Origin of the sequence: Bacteroides sp. An279 (assembly GCF_002159615.1) — a bacterium.
GTDB lineage: Bacteria > Bacteroidota > Bacteroidia > Bacteroidales > Bacteroidaceae > Phocaeicola > Phocaeicola intestinalis.
The window spans coordinates 101,657-116,512 of the sequence record NZ_NFJA01000001.1 but is presented as its reverse complement, the minus strand read 5'-3'; the positions used below and the strand labels follow the sequence as shown (position 1 = coordinate 116,512).

Here is a 14,856-nt window from a genome sequence, read left to right as displayed (position 1 = left end):
CAAATCACATGCACAAATCTTTCAAAATGCCGTTTGAATGCATTCTGTGCCTGTTTGACCGGATTAACACACGTTGTCGGATTCGTGTTCCCGGCTGGTTGCATATCTGTTTCAGCGGACGGCCACAGGGTTAACCCTGTGCATGAATAGTAATAATACGAGTCAACCCGTACTACGAATAAGACTTAAAGTAGTCAACCTTTTCTACAAAGCTACATGGCAATGGACAAGAAACAGGCTTGGCTTTATATTCCACGGGCTGAAACGTACATTCCGCGGCGTGGAACGTATATTCCATGGGCTGGAACGTACATTCCACGCCGTGGAATATAAAAGTAATTCAATGGAACAAAGGAAATCATTTGTTTCATCGGATGAATGTATGGAGGTTCGAAGGCTTTCCTTGTGTGTCTTACCTGCCTGTACTTCCTAAAAAATGGGCGTTTCTTTGTAATTATGTTAATGAGGTAAATATTTTCCATTGGAAATTTTGTATTAATGAAAGTTTATTGTTTATTTGCAAAAGTTTCCAATGGAAAATAATGTAAGCGAAAAATAAAAGACGTATGAAGATTCTTATTGTAGGAGGAGTAGCGGGAGGAGCCACAGCAGCTGCCCGCATCCGTAGAAATACCGAAGAAGCCGAAATCATCCTGTTCGAGAAGGGAGCCTATATTTCGTATGCCAATTGTGGATTACCTTATTACATAGGTGGGGTTATCGAGGAACGCGAACGGCTTTTTGTACAGACGCCCGAAGCGTTCGGAAAACGGTTTAACATCGATGTGCGCACGCTTTCGGAAGTGACGGCTATCAACCGGGAGCGGAAGGAAGTGACGGTTCGTACTGCCGAGGGGAAAGTGTATCGGGAAAGCTATGACAAACTCTTGCTTTCGCCGGGGGCGTCGCCCGTGCGTCCGCCTTTGAAAGGTATCGATTCGGAAGGCATCTTTACCTTGCGGAATGTAACCGATACCGACCGTATCAAGCGATACTTGGACGAAAAGCAGGTGAAACGCGCGGCGATTGTAGGCGGAGGCTTTATCGGGTTGGAGATGGCGGAAAACCTGGTGCATGCCGGAGTAGAGGTCTCGGTGGTAGAGATGGCAGACCAGGTGATGGGACCTATAGACTATTCGATGGCTTCGCTGGTGCACGAACATTTGATGCAAAAAGGGGTGAAGCTGTATTTAGGGCAGGCGGTAGAGGCGTTCGAACGGACGGATGCGGGCTTAGGAGTGACCTTCAAGTCGGGTATCCGCTTGCAGGTGGATATGGTGATATTGTCTATCGGAGTGCGTGCCGAAACGCGCCTTGCCTCGGAAGCAGGATTGAAGCTGGGCGAGATGAAAGGCATTTATGTGAATGAATATCTGCAGACTTCGGATGAGGCTGTTTATGCCGTGGGGGATGCGATAGAGTTTCCGCATCCCGTTACGGGAAAGCCGTGGCTGAATTTTCTTGCCGGTCCGGCAAACCGTCAGGCACGCATCGTGGCGGACAACATCGTATTCGGGAACAAGGCAGTGTATGAAGGTTCCATAGGTACGTCCATAGCCAAGGTGTTCGATATGACCGTGGCATCTGCCGGCTTGCCTGCCAAGCGTTTGAAGCAAATGGGAATTGCTTACCTTTCTTCTACGACGCATTCGGCTTCTCATGCCGGTTATTATCCGGGTGCGTTGCAAATGGCGGTTAAAGTAGTCTTTTCGCCCCAAGACGGAAAGCTGTACGGGGCGCAGATAGTAGGATATGACGGGGTAGACAAACGGATTGACGAGTTTGCCCTGGTTATCAAGCAAGGCGGAACGGTGTACGACCTGACCCGGCTGGAACATGCGTATGCACCTCCTTTTTCTTCGGCAAAAGACCCGGTGGCAATAGCCGGTTACGTAGCCGGAAATATCCTGAGCGGAAAGATGACACCGCTGTATTGGCGCGAATTGAGGGATGCCGACCTGAGTCGGGTGACTTTAGTGGATGTGCGTACCCAAGATGAATTTGAGTTAGGAGCCATTCCGGGGGCTGTTAATATGCCGTTGGATGAATTGCGGGAGCATCTGGACGAGATACCGCGGGATAAGCCGGTGTGGGTGTATTGCGGTGTAGGATTGCGTGGCTATCTGGCAAGCAATATCCTGAAAGGCCATGGATTTAAAGAGGTGCGCAATCTGGCCGGAGGCATTAAGACGTATAAGGCTGCCGTGACACCGGTGGAACTGCCTTCGGAAGGCACCCCTTGTGTTTCGGCTGGCGGGGAAAAAGATTCTGGAACGGATATGCAGCCAGATAAGGTGATAAAGGTCAATGCATGCGGCGTGCAGTGCCCCGGACCGATACTGAAGCTGAAGCAAGGAATGGAAGCGTTGCAGCCCGGACAATGTCTGGAGGTAAGTGCTACCGATGCCGGATTTCCACGTGATGCAGAAGCGTGGTGCCGTACGACAGGTAATCGTTTCCTTTCGAAAACGGAAGAAAACGGAGTGTATCGGGTGCGGATAGAGAAAACCCAGACGGTTCCTGCCGTAGGACAGAAAACGGCAGTTGGCGGGAAAGGCAAAACTTTTATTCTTTTCAGTGATGACCTTGATAAAACTTTAGCTACTTTTGTACTCGCAAACGGAGCGGCTGCTACGGGTGAGAAGGTGACCGTCTTCTTTACGTTTTGGGGACTGAATGCCATTAAGAAGGAACAAAAGCCGAAGGTACGGAAGGATATTTTCGGCAAGATGTTCGGCATGATGCTGCCTTCTGATTCGCGGAAGCTGAAGCTCTCGAAAATGAATATGGGCGGAATCGGTTCGAAGATGATGCGGTATGTCATGAAGCAAAAGGGAGTAGATTCGCTCGAATCGCTCCGCCAGCAAGCCATTGCCAACGGGGTGGAGTTCATAGCTTGCCAGATGTCGATGGACGTGATGGGAATAAAGCGTGAGGAACTGCTCGACTGTGTGACGATAGGTGGCGTGGCGACCTATATGGACCGTGCCGGTGAGGCAAATATGAATCTGTTTATTTGATTATGGAAAAGATACAATGTATATGTGTGATGCGTGACTTGCTGAAGGGGCTTTCCGAACTGGAGAACCGGTTGGAGGAAACTTACGGGGTGTCGCTCAACGAGGCGATGGTGTTGTGTAGTGTGGGAGCGGAAACCGTGACGGCAGGAACCATTATCTCTTGTACGGGATTGACTTCGTCGCATGCTTCGAAGGTTATCCGTTCGGTAGAGGATAAGGGCTTGCTGGCACGCAAGCTGGGCGAGCAGGACAAACGCCAGATGTATTTCACGCTTACGCGGAAAGGAAAAGCTTGTCTGGAGAATATCAAGGAGCAGGGGGTGGAAGTGCCCGAATGGCTGGCTCCATTGTTTTTTAGGTAACAAGGTCACGAGTTGACAAGGCTTTAGATACATAGGTAGAACTATTTAAGACCTTGTCAACTCGTTACCTTGTCACCTCGTCACTTCATTAAAAAGTATGAAAAAGAAAAAAGAAGACTGGGAAGTGCCGGGCAATGCCGGACAGGTATTGCTGCATACATGTTGTGCGCCTTGTTCATCGGCAATTATTGAATGCCTGATGCAGCACGGGGTACGCCCTACCATTTATTATTGCAATCCGAACATTTATCCGGAAGAGGAATACCGGATCCGGAAAGAGGAATGTACCCGTTATGCACAGGCGTTGGGCTTGGATATCATCGATGCCGATTACGACCACGAGGCGTGGCGTTGTGCGGTTCGTGGCTTGGAAGGGGAGCCGGAAAGGGGAGGGCGTTGCCTGCAATGTTTCAGGTTGCGTTTGCGTGATACGGCACGTTATGCCCATGAACACGGTTTTACGGTGATTACTACTACGCTTGCTTCTTCACGTTGGAAGAGCTTGGACCAGATTAACGAAGCCGGACGCTATGCCGTAGAACCTTATCCCGACGTGACGTGGTGGGACAAGAACTGGCGGAAAGGCGGGTTGAGCGAACGCCGCATCCAGATTATCAAGGAATATGATTTCTATAACCAGCAATATTGCGGGTGCGAGTTCAGCATGCGGAAAGAAGGGGAAAATACTCCTTAAAGTTTATTGTGTGGTGTAAAGTTTGACTTCTTTTTCCTCAACTCACGGTTTTTTTGTATGTTTGCATCCTAAAATCAATATGCAACTTGCAAGAAATGGAAGGATTATTCGTCAGAAAAAGCATAGATGCCCTGCAGAAAGAAGTCGGGCAGACAGGAAATAAGACCCTGAAACGGGTATTGGGACCGGTCAGTCTGGTGGCTTTGGGGGTAGGCGTGATTATCGGAGCCGGGCTGTTTTCTATTACAGGGACAGTGGCTTCGGAATATACGGGACCTGCTATTACGCTTTCGTTTATCATAGCTGCGATAGGATGCTGTTTTGCTGGGCTTTGTTATGCCGAATTTGCCTCAATGATTCCGGTGGCAGGTAGTGCTTATACTTATTCGTATGCCACTATGGGAGAACTGATAGCTTGGATTATCGGATGGGACCTGGTGTTGGAATATACCGTGGCTGCTACTACGGTCAGTATCAGTTGGAGCCGTTATCTGGTGGTCTTTCTGCAAGGAGCAGGCATTGATTTGCCCCATACATTGACTGCTTGTCCGTGGGATGGGGGCATAGTCAATATACCTGCCATGGTGATTGTGGTATTGATGAGCCTTATTCTGATGCGAGGGACGGCGGGCAGTTCGTTTTTCAACGGACTGATTGTATTTTTGAAAATCAGTGTGATTCTGGTTTTTGTCATTTTGGGTTGGAAGTTCATTCAGGCAGATAATTATGTGCCATACATACCTGAAAATACCGGAAAACTGGGTGAGTTCGGATGGTCGGGTATTTTGCGGGGGGCAGCCATTGTGTTCTTTGCTTTCCTGGGATTCGACGCGGTAAGTACTGCGGCACAAGAAACGAAGAATCCCAAACGCGATATGCCTATTGGTATTCTGGTATCTTTGCTCGTCTGTACGATATTGTACATTCTTTTTGCCCATGTGATGACGGGGGTAGCTCATTATACAGATTTCAAAGGTCAGGAAGGTATAGCTCCGGTAGCTGTGGCTATCGAGCAGATGGGATATGCCAATGCGCAGGGGGTGATAATGCCTGCTTACCCGTGGCTGAATAAGGCAATTGTACTTGCCATTCTTTTTGGTTATTGTTCGGTGATTATGGTTACTTTACTTGGTCAGAGCCGTGTGTTTCTCAGTATGAGCCGCGATGGTTTGTTGCCTCCTTTTTTTTCTCGTATCAATACACGTTTCCGTACACCGGTACATAGTAATTTCCTGTTTATGGTAGTGGTAAGCTTGCTTGCCGGTTTTGTTCCTGCCCAAGTGGCAGGCGAAATGACCAGTATCGGTACCTTGCTTGCTTTTACATTGGTTTGTGCTGCTGTGCTGATTGTGCGTAAGACGATGCCTGATGTGCATCGTGCATTCAAGACGCCGTGGGTCCCTTTTGTGCCCATTATGGGTATCCTTACCTGTTTGTGTATGATGTGTTTTCTGCCGGCCGACACGTGGATTCGGTTGGTTCTTTGGATGTTGATAGGATTGGATATCTATGTCAGTTATGGAAGAAAACACAGTAAACTGGAACCAGGAAGGGTTTATCGTAAAGGCGATACGGTATTGAATATCTTAGGACTGGTGCTGGCTGTGCTGAGTGTAATTACTGGTTTATGGCACCAGCAGACTGTAGGTTGGGAAGCCGACAAGACTTTGCTGGTCATTTCTTTTGTCTTTGCTTTTACCCATTGTGCTTATTATATGTGGCGGCTTTGGCATCAGGCAAGCGACTTGAAGCGGGCTCCGAAGTCATAAAAGAAGTTATAATGTAAGTACGCGGACAGAAAAAATGAAATATCAACCAATATAATATGGATAAAAAGCCGTTATTTTACGGCAATTTAAGACAATATGGATAAAAACAGACTATTTGTAGCCATACAGGCATCTTTGAAAGCCGGGGCTGCTATTATGGAAGTATATACCGACCCGAACGCAGATTTCGAGGTGGAACGGAAAGCTGACAATTCGCCTTTGACGATAGCCGACCGCAAGTCGCATCAGATTATTGTGCAGGAATTGTCGGCATTGCCTTATCCTGTGTTGAGCGAGGAAGGTAAAGAAATACCTGTTGCCGAGCGAAGAGGCTGGAATGAATTGTGGGTGGTAGATCCTTTGGACGGTACCAAAGAGTTTATCAAGCGTAATGGAGAATTTACGGTAAATATTGCTTTTGTGAAAGACGGACGTCCTGAGGCTGGAGTGATATATATACCGGTCAGGGAAGAGCTGTATTTTGCTGATGAGGTTTTGGGGGCTTATAAACTGGAACACGTTGCCCGTTTGAATCCAGAGGATACACTAGAGAGCCTGATAGGACGTGCACAACGTTTGCCTTACCCGGATGGGCGGACATACGGTACATTTGTTGTCGTGGCTTCGCGTTCGCATCTCAATGCTGAAACCGAGCATTTTATCGATGAAATGAAAAAGAAATATACCGAAGTACAAACCGTGTCGAAAGGAAGCTCGTTGAAACTTTGCCTCATAGCCGAAGGTAAAGCAGATGTCTATCCCCGATTTGCACCTACAATGGAATGGGATACAGCAGCCGGACACGCTATTGTACGTGCAGCAGGAGGTGAAGTGTATCAGGCTGAGACAAATCTTCCCCTTCGGTATAATAAAGAAGATTTGTTGAATCCGTGGTTTATCGCTTATCCTTGTATTGGTCGTTAAACGGAGTTATATTTGGAAGCCGAACGGAATTATATTGGAAGTTAAAGGGAACTATGTGGAAAATTAAAGGGGAGTCGGATATCAGTCACTCTGAAGTATTGGTCTTTTGTTGCTTCTGATTCCGGCGAGACATGACTTCTGAATTAAAAATAAACTTTTCAAGACTATGAATTTTGAAATACTTTTTGTGTTGCTGGGGCTGATAGGGATGCTCGTTGCGCTTATCTTGGATAAAATGCGTCCGGGCATTGTACTGTTGTCATTGGTCGTGGTGTTTATGGCGGCAGGTATTATCACTCCCAAACAGATGGTTGCCGGATTTAGCAATCGTGGCATGATAACGGTAGCTTTGTTGTTTCTGGTGAGTGAAGGTGTGCGCCAAAGTGGTGCACTTGCCACGGTCATTAAGAAATTGTTACCCGAACGGAAAATGTCGGTAATGCAGGCACAGTTGCGTCTGTTGCCTGTTGTTAGTGCTTTTTCGGCTTTCCTTAACAATACTCCAGTAGTGGTTATCTTTGCACCTATTGTGAAAAACTGGGCAAAAAAAGTTGGGCTTTCGTGTACCAAGTTCCTCATTCCTTTGTCGTATGCTACGATTTTGGGTGGGTTGTGTACACTTATCGGAACATCTACCAATCTGGTGGTTCACGGTATGATGATTGACCGTGGTTTGCCGGGGTTGAAGATGTTCGATCTTGCCTATATTGGCATTCCCATCACAATAGCCGGACTTCTTTTCATTTTGTTTACTTCGAAGAAACTGCTTCCAGCCGAACGGCCCGATAATTTTGAGGAAGAAGAGGCAGATGCGGCGGAAGTGAAAGGACAGCATATAGTAGAAGTGGTGTTGGCATCACGTTTTCCTGGTTTGAAGCGCAAGTTGAAGAATTTTGATTTTAAACGTCGTTATGGGGCTGATATCAAGGAAATACGCCAGGGAGGTCAGGTCATTACCAAAAATTTGGGTGAAGTGAGGTTGCAGGAAGGTGACACACTGGTATTGCTTGCTGATGATGAGTTTACCAAGGCGTGGGGAGATTCTTCCGTTTTCCTGATGATGACCAATGGGCAGGAGATACCTTCGCGTCCGATGCCTGGGTGGAAGAAATGGACGGCATTGGCGCTTTTGTTAATTATGATTATCGGTGCTACTATCGGTGAGCTTCCTTATTTTCAGGAACGTTTTCCCGGTGTGAAGATGGACATGTTTTTCTTTGCATCGGTTACGGCTGTGGTGATGGCTTGGCTTAAGATATTTCCTCCGAAAAAATATACTAAATATATCAGTTGGGACATACTTATCACCATAGCTTGTGCCTTTGCTATCAGTGCGGCGATGGAAGAATCCGGACTGGCGGCGTTGATAGCCAATTTTATTAAAGATGTGTCTGGTTCGTTGGGAGCTTGGGGAGCTTTGGCGTTGCTTTATTTTGTCACACTGGTTATTACCGAACTAGTAACGAACAATGCTGCAGCAGCACTTGCCTTTCCGCTTGCGCTGGAAACGGCTGCAGAATTCAACGTAGATCCGATGCCTTTCTTCATCGCTATCTGCATTGCTGCATCGGCAGGTTTTGCTACCCCCATCGGTTATCAGACTAACTTGATTGTGCAGGGAGCTGGTAATTATCGGTTTACCGATTTCTTGAAGATTGGTCTTCCGATGGATTTGATTGTGATGATTTTATCGGTAGGTCTTATCCCGCTGATATGGCCTTTTGTACAAGTGTGATTTTCAATGCGGACGAAAGAGATGCGGAAACGTTATATCCGAAGGGCTTGTTTTTCAGATAAATCTGCATATCTTTAATGTCCGGCTATATAGATAGTAAACAGAATGATAATAAATGAACAACATTTATCCTATATTCGACAAGATGCTGTCCCGTGCTGACAAGGAGAAACTGCTGGGGCAACGTGGATTGATGATTTGGTTTACCGGACTGAGTGGGTCGGGTAAGAGTACTCTTGCCATTGCGCTTGAACGTGAACTGCAACAACGGGGATTGCTTTGCCGCATCCTTGATGGGGACAATATCCGGAGTGGAATCAACAATAATTTGGGCTTTTCGCCAGAAGACAGGGTAGAGAATATCCGTCGCATAGCCGAAGTTGGCAAGTTGTTTGTTGATACAGGTATTATTACCATTGCCGCATTTATCAGTCCGAACAATGAACTTCGTGAAATGGCAGCACATATCATTGGTGCGGATGATTTTGTGGAAGTTTATGTCAGTACGCCGATAGAAGAATGCGAGCGGCGTGATGTGAAAGGCTTGTATGCCAAGGCACGTCGTGGGGAAATCAAGGAGTTTACAGGGGTTTCGGCTCCGTTTGAAGCACCTCAACATCCGGCACTTTCGCTCGATACTTCGAAGTTTTCGCTCGAAGAATCAGTGAACCAGCTCCTGCACTTGATTTTGCCCAAAGTGTCCGCCCCTCTGAGTAAGGAATGAAAAAAAAGAAAAAGCAAACATTATAAATTATGCAAGAAGAATACAACTTGAGCCACTTGAAAGAACTCGAAGCCGAGTCTATTCATATCATTCGTGAGGTGGCTTCCGAATTTGAAAACCCGGTGATGCTGTACAGTATCGGAAAAGATTCGTCGGTAATGGTGCGCCTTGCCGAAAAAGCCTTTGCTCCGGGCAAAGCGCCCTTTCCATTGATGCACATTGATTCGAAATGGAAATTTAAGGAAATGCTTCAGTTTCGTGATACATATGCCAAAGAACACGGCTGGAAACTTATTGTGGAAAGTAATATGGAAGCATTCCGTGCCGGAGTAGGTCCCTTTACTCACGGAAGTAAGGTACATACAGACTTGATGAAGACGCAAGCGTTGCTTCACGCTCTTGATAAATATAAGTTTGATGCTGCTTTCGGAGGAGCACGCCGTGATGAGGAAAAATCACGTGCCAAGGAACGCATCTTCTCTTTCCGTAACGAATTCCATCAGTGGGATCCCAAGAACCAGCGTCCCGAACTGTGGGACATCTACAATACTCGTATCCGTAAAGGGGAAAGCATCCGGGTCTTTCCTTTGAGCAACTGGACAGAACTGGATATCTGGCAATATATCCGTTTGGAAAAGATACCTATTGTGCCTTTGTATTTCGCCAAGGAACGTCCGGTAGTAAATATTGACGGTCAGCTTATTATGCCTGATGATGACCGTCTGCCCGAGAAATACCGCGATAAGATTGAAATGCGGAAAATCCGTTTCCGTACTTTGGGGTGCTGGCCGCTTACAGGGGCTATTGAAAGCGATGCCGATACCATAGAGAAGATTGTGGAGGAAATGATGACCACCACCAAGAGCGAACGCACAACCCGTGTTATAGACTTCGACCAGGACGCAAGTATGGAAGAGAAGAAACGGGAAGGATACTTTTAAATGAATAATTAATAATGAATAATTAATAACGATTCCTACATTCGTTTGTTGTTCATTACCTATTCATGTACCGTTATTAACTATTAATTGTTAATTATTAATTGAAGAAAAATGGAAGAAATAGATAAAACCAAATCAGGAAACCCGATGGAAGGCGAAGCCAGAGGCCGTATGTCAATTGAAGAGTTTCTGAAAAAAGATGAGGAGAAAGACCTGTTAAGGTTCCTTACTGCCGGTTCGGTAGACGATGGAAAGTCTACTCTTATCGGACGCTTGCTTTTCGATAGCAAGAAGATTTACGAAGACCAGCTTGTGGCATTGGAACGCGACAGCAAACGTGTGGGGAATGCCGGTGAGCACATTGATTATGCTTTGTTGCTCGACGGGTTGAAAGCAGAACGCGAGCAGGGGATTACCATTGATGTTGCTTACCGCTATTTCTCTACCAACAACCGTAAATTTATCATTGCCGACACTCCGGGGCACGAGCAATACACGCGCAATATGATTACCGGAGGCTCTACCGCTAATCTGGCGGTAATTCTTGTTGATGCACGTGCCGGAGTCATTACCCAAACCCGCCGCCACTCTTATCTTGTTTCCTTATTAGGCATCAAACACGTGGTATTGGCGGTGAACAAGATGGATCTTGTAGATTTTTCGGAAGAAATATTTGATAAAATAGTGGCGGATTATAAAGCATTCATCGCTCCATTGGGTGTGCCTGATGTGACTTGTATTCCACTTTCGGCACTTGATGGAGATAATGTGGTCGAAAAATCGGCACGTACTCCGTGGTACGCAGGTCCTTCCTTGTTGGAATATCTTGAAACCGTGCACATTGGTAACGACCATAATTTGAAAGATTTCCGTTATCCTGTGCAATACGTCTTGCGTCCTAATCTCGATTTCCGCGGATTTTCATCCAAAGTGGCTTCGGGCATCGTGCGCAAAGGAGATGAAGTGATGGCATTGCCTTCGGGGAAGAAAACCCGTGTAAAGGCAATCTATGCTTCTGATGGAGAATGCGATTATGCTTATCCGCCTATGTCGGTCACTCTGACCTTGGAGGACGAAATAGATGTGTCACGTGGCGAAATGCTGGTGCATCCTGACAATATGCCGTTGGTAGGACGTAACTTTGAGGCGATGCTTGTCTGGATGGACGAAGAAAAGATGGATATGGAAAAATCGTTCTTCCTGAAACAAACTACCAATACCAGCCGCACACGCATCGATAGTATCAAGTACAAGGTGGATGTCAACACGATGGAACACCTTTCAATTGAAAATGGACAGTTGACAAAAGAAACACTGCCTTTGGAGCTGAACCAGATAGCTCACGTGGTGTTCACGTCATCGAAAGAGCTTTTCTTCGACCCTTATGCCTGCAATAAGGCGACGGGGGCGTTCATTCTTATCGATCCGATAACCAACAATACCAGTGCAGCTGGCATGATTATCGGCAAGGTAGACGACAAGGACATGCATACTACGATGGAAATCCCGGTACTAGACCTGCCTAAGTTAGGGATTGCTCCCGAACACTATGATGCCATCGAAACCATTGCAAAAGAATTGGAACGCCGTGGATACGCAATAGAGATAAAGAAATAAGTTTTTAATGAAGAATGAAGAATTAAGAATGAAGAATTTTGACTGGTTCACATCATTCTTAGTTCTTCATTCTTAATTCTTCATTTACAATATGGGCTTATTAGAATTTAGCAAATTGCCGGTTAACACCTTGGTAGGTGCCGACTGGAAGACATTCAACGAAATAACCAAAGGGCGTGCCATCGGTTCTGCTTATCGGGGAAAGTTCCGTCTGACAAAAGCAGTGTGCCGTCTGCTTTCTGTATTGAAACCCTTGCAGGATAAGAAGTATGCAAGCCTCCTGGCACAGAAGCCGCTCGAACATGATCCGGTATTCATTTTAGGGCACTGGCGCAGCGGAACCACCTTTATGCACAATGTTTTTTCATGTGACAAACATTTTGGTTATAACACTACCTACCAGACCGTATTCCCGCATCTGATGATGTGGGGGCAACCTTTCTTTAAGAAAAACATGAGCTGGCTAATGCCTGACAAGCGTCCTACCGATAACATGGAGCTTGCCGTTGACCTGCCTCAGGAGGAAGAGTTCGCCCTTACCAATATGATGCCTTATACGTATTATAACTTTTGGTTCCTGCCCAAGCACATGCAAGAGTATGCCGATAAGTATTTGCTTTTCGAAGATGTCACGGATGCTGAGTTGAAAGTGTTTGAGGAAACTTTTACCAAGCTTATCAAGATTTCGCTCTGGAACACTGGAGGCACCCAGTTTCTCAGTAAGAATCCCCCTCACACAGGCCGCGTGAAGGAATTGGTGAAGATGTTTCCCAATGCCAAGTTTATCTATTTAATGCGTAATCCGTATACGGTATTCGAGTCTACCCGGAGTTTCTTCACCAATACCATCAAACCTCTCCAACTTCAAGACATCAGTCCTGAAGAGTTGCAGCAGAACATCCTCACGGTGTACGACAAGCTCTATCACAAATATGAGGCTGACAAGCATTTCATTCCTGAGGGCAACCTGGTAGAGGTGCGTTTCGAGGATTATGAAAAGAACGCGTTCGACCTGACGCAGGAAATCTATCAGAAACTTTCTCTTCCTGGATTCGAAGAAGCACGTCCTGCCATTGAGGCATACGTCAACAAGAAGAAAGGCTATAAGAAGAACAAATACCAGTATAAGCCGGAAACAGTAGAGCTGGTGGAAAAGCACTGGGGATTTGCTCTTGATGAATGGGGATACAAGATCTGATTTATACAAATAGGGATTAAGAAGCAGTTTCTTAATGAATGTCCTGATTAGCCAATACATATCTCCTGAAAACGAAGATATGTATCGGCTGATGGACATTCATTTTTTTATTCCCACTCGATTGTGGCAGGTGGTTTCGATGAAATATCGTAGCAAACTCGGTTTACGCCTTTCACCTTGTTGATGATGTCATTCGATACCTTTGCCATAAATTCATAAGGAAGGTGTGCCCAGTCGGCTGTCATGGCATCAGTGCTTGTTACGGCACGTAGTGCAACTGCACGCTCGTAGGTGCGTTCATCACCCATTACACCTACGCTCTGCACAGGTAGAAGGATGACACCTGCTTGCCATACTTGGTCGTAGAGCGCAGTTTCTTTGCCTTCAGTATTTTTTGTTTTCCAATCGCGTAGACCTTGGATGAAAATATCATCGGCATCTTGAAGGATGCGTACTTTCTCGCGGGTAATGTCGCCCAGGATACGTACGGCAAGTCCCGGTCCGGGGAAAGGATGACGAGTGATGAGGTGTTCGGGCATACCCAGTTCACGGCCTACGCGGCGTACTTCGTCCTTGAATAAGAGACGGAGCGGTTCGCAAAGTTTCAGATTCATCTTTTCGGGTAATCCGCCTACGTTGTGGTGGCTTTTGATTACTGTTCCGGTAATGGAGAGCGATTCGATGCAGTCGGGGTAGATGGTTCCTTGCGCCAGCCATTTCACATCATGTATTTTGTGCGCTTCTTCATCAAATACGTCAATGAATCCTTTGCCGATGATTTTGCGTTTGCGTTCGGGTTCGGTCACGCCTGCCAGTTCGGTAAAGAATTTTTCGCTGGCATCAACACCGATGACATTCAGGCCAAGGCATTCATAGTCATGAAGTACATTGCGGAATTCATTCTTGCGTAACATACCGTGGTCGACAAAGATGCAAGTCAGGTTTTTGCCGATGGCTTTGTTGAGCAACACGGCTGCTACTGATGAGTCAACACCTCCGCTCAGCCCGAGTACTACTTTGTCATCACCTAATTGTTCTTTCAGTTGCGCAACTGTAGTTTCAATGAATGACGCCGCGCTCCAGTCTTGTTTGCCTCCGCAGATGTCTACTACGAAGTTTTTCAGGATTTGCGTGCCGTCTTCAGTGTGATACACTTCAGGATGGAACTGTACCCCCCATAGCTTTTCTCCTTCTGCCTGATAAGCGGCAACTGCTACTTTGTCGGTAGAGGCGATAATCTTGAAATTTTCGGGTAGAGACGTAATGGTGTCTCCATGGCTCATCCATACTTGCGAGTTTTCACGGACATCTTTCAGCAACGGGTTATCGTGGTCGAACTTAGCCAGATGTGCCCGTCCGTATTCACGGGTATTGGCAGGTTCTACCTTGCCTCCGTTGGTGTATGCCATAAATTGTGCACCGTAGCAGATGCCCAAAACCGGATATTTGCCACGGATATTGCTCAAATCGATTTTGAAAGCCTTTTCATCGTAAACCGAGAAAGGGCTTCCCGACAGAATCACACCAATGACGGAAGGGTCGCCGAAAGGGAACTTGTTGTAGGGAACAATCTCGCAATACATGTTCAGTTCGCGCACGCGGCGTCCGATGAGCTGCGTGGTTTGCGAGCCGAAATCGAGAATAATAATCTTTTCCTGCATATTCAGTTCTGTATAAAATTGAAAGATTGGGCAAAGGTACTCATTTAAATTGAGAATTGAAAACAGGGTGTTGAAAATTCCAACGCAAACGTGTTTAATTTTTGCGGAGGTTTATTTTTGCAGGACATCGTTTCCGGCACGTATGTTTTTTATACCATGCGTGGTATGAAATTGTGCCTTTTCTCACCACATATAGTATAAGTGTCCGTAT

Annotated in this window: 11 protein-coding genes; 10 read left to right on the top strand and 1 reads right to left on the bottom strand. The window is 46.3% G+C overall.

What is annotated here, in order from left to right; genetic code table 11:
• Positions 1 to 566 precede the first annotated feature (566 nt).
• The 10 genes from B5F78_RS00525 to B5F78_RS00480 all read left to right on the top strand — a co-directional run bounded on the left by B5F78_RS00525 (position 567) and on the right by B5F78_RS00480 (position 12,984).
• Positions 567 to 3,020, top strand: coding sequence for an FAD-dependent oxidoreductase (locus B5F78_RS00525; protein WP_087405660.1), 2,454 nt, complete (start codon positions 567 to 569; stop codon positions 3,018 to 3,020).
• 2 nt (positions 3,021 to 3,022) lie between these two features.
• Complete coding sequence (locus B5F78_RS00520) at positions 3,023 to 3,382, top strand: winged helix DNA-binding protein (protein ID WP_013617504.1); 360 nt, start codon at positions 3,023 to 3,025, stop codon at positions 3,380 to 3,382.
• Positions 3,383 to 3,479: 97 nt separating this feature from the next.
• Positions 3,480 to 4,076: an epoxyqueuosine reductase QueH gene (locus B5F78_RS00515; protein ID WP_022041005.1), complete on the top strand. Its 597-nt coding sequence runs from the start codon at positions 3,480 to 3,482 to the stop codon at positions 4,074 to 4,076.
• A gap of 95 nt (positions 4,077 to 4,171) precedes the next feature.
• A complete protein-coding gene (locus tag B5F78_RS00510; protein ID WP_087405659.1) occupies positions 4,172 to 5,845 on the top strand; it encodes an amino acid permease in 1,674 nt (557 codons plus the stop codon).
• 96 nt (positions 5,846 to 5,941) lie between these two features.
• The gene (gene cysQ / locus B5F78_RS00505; RefSeq protein ID WP_087209173.1) at positions 5,942 to 6,769 is read left to right on the top strand and encodes a 3'(2'),5'-bisphosphate nucleotidase CysQ; all 828 of its coding nucleotides are present in this window, start codon (positions 5,942 to 5,944) and stop codon (positions 6,767 to 6,769) included.
• Between the two features lie 166 nt (positions 6,770 to 6,935).
• Positions 6,936 to 8,504, top strand: coding sequence for an SLC13 family permease (locus tag B5F78_RS00500; protein WP_022041008.1), 1,569 nt, complete (start codon positions 6,936 to 6,938; stop codon positions 8,502 to 8,504).
• Positions 8,505 to 8,619: 115 nt separating this feature from the next.
• The gene (gene cysC / locus B5F78_RS00495) at positions 8,620 to 9,228 is read left to right on the top strand and encodes an adenylyl-sulfate kinase (protein WP_087247143.1); all 609 of its coding nucleotides are present in this window, start codon (positions 8,620 to 8,622) and stop codon (positions 9,226 to 9,228) included.
• A 29-nt stretch (positions 9,229 to 9,257) separates the two neighbouring features.
• Positions 9,258 to 10,169, top strand: coding sequence for a sulfate adenylyltransferase subunit CysD (gene cysD, locus B5F78_RS00490; protein WP_022041010.1), 912 nt, complete (start codon positions 9,258 to 9,260; stop codon positions 10,167 to 10,169).
• Between the two features lie 111 nt (positions 10,170 to 10,280).
• Complete coding sequence (cysN, locus tag B5F78_RS00485) at positions 10,281 to 11,786, top strand: sulfate adenylyltransferase subunit CysN (protein WP_022041011.1); 1,506 nt, start codon at positions 10,281 to 10,283, stop codon at positions 11,784 to 11,786.
• 91 nt (positions 11,787 to 11,877) lie between these two features.
• Positions 11,878 to 12,984, top strand: coding sequence for a sulfotransferase family protein (locus B5F78_RS00480; protein ID WP_087209167.1), 1,107 nt, complete (start codon positions 11,878 to 11,880; stop codon positions 12,982 to 12,984).
• Between the two features lie 107 nt (positions 12,985 to 13,091).
• Here B5F78_RS00480 and guaA read toward each other — a convergent pair whose 3' ends face one another.
• Positions 13,092 to 14,645, bottom strand: a complete 1,554-nt coding sequence (gene guaA, locus B5F78_RS00475; RefSeq protein WP_022041013.1) for a glutamine-hydrolyzing GMP synthase — start codon at positions 14,643 to 14,645, stop codon at positions 13,092 to 13,094.
• Between the last annotated feature and the right edge of the window lie 211 nt (positions 14,646 to 14,856).

Coding starts and splice junctions, on each gene's coding strand:
- B5F78_RS00525 (WP_087405660.1), top strand. CDS start 567: ATGAAGATTCTTATTGTAGGAGGAGTAGCGGGAGGAGCCACAGCAGCT.
- B5F78_RS00520 (WP_013617504.1), top strand. CDS start 3,023: ATGGAAAAGATACAATGTATATGTGTGATGCGTGACTTGCTGAAGGGG.
- B5F78_RS00515 (WP_022041005.1), top strand. CDS start 3,480: ATGAAAAAGAAAAAAGAAGACTGGGAAGTGCCGGGCAATGCCGGACAG.
- B5F78_RS00510 (WP_087405659.1), top strand. CDS start 4,172: ATGGAAGGATTATTCGTCAGAAAAAGCATAGATGCCCTGCAGAAAGAA.
- cysQ (WP_087209173.1), top strand. CDS start 5,942: ATGGATAAAAACAGACTATTTGTAGCCATACAGGCATCTTTGAAAGCC.
- B5F78_RS00500 (WP_022041008.1), top strand. CDS start 6,936: ATGAATTTTGAAATACTTTTTGTGTTGCTGGGGCTGATAGGGATGCTC.
- cysC (WP_087247143.1), top strand. CDS start 8,620: ATGAACAACATTTATCCTATATTCGACAAGATGCTGTCCCGTGCTGAC.
- cysD (WP_022041010.1), top strand. CDS start 9,258: ATGCAAGAAGAATACAACTTGAGCCACTTGAAAGAACTCGAAGCCGAG.
- cysN (WP_022041011.1), top strand. CDS start 10,281: ATGGAAGAAATAGATAAAACCAAATCAGGAAACCCGATGGAAGGCGAA.
- B5F78_RS00480 (WP_087209167.1), top strand. CDS start 11,878: ATGGGCTTATTAGAATTTAGCAAATTGCCGGTTAACACCTTGGTAGGT.
- guaA (WP_022041013.1), bottom strand. CDS start 14,645: ATGCAGGAAAAGATTATTATTCTCGATTTCGGCTCGCAAACCACGCAG.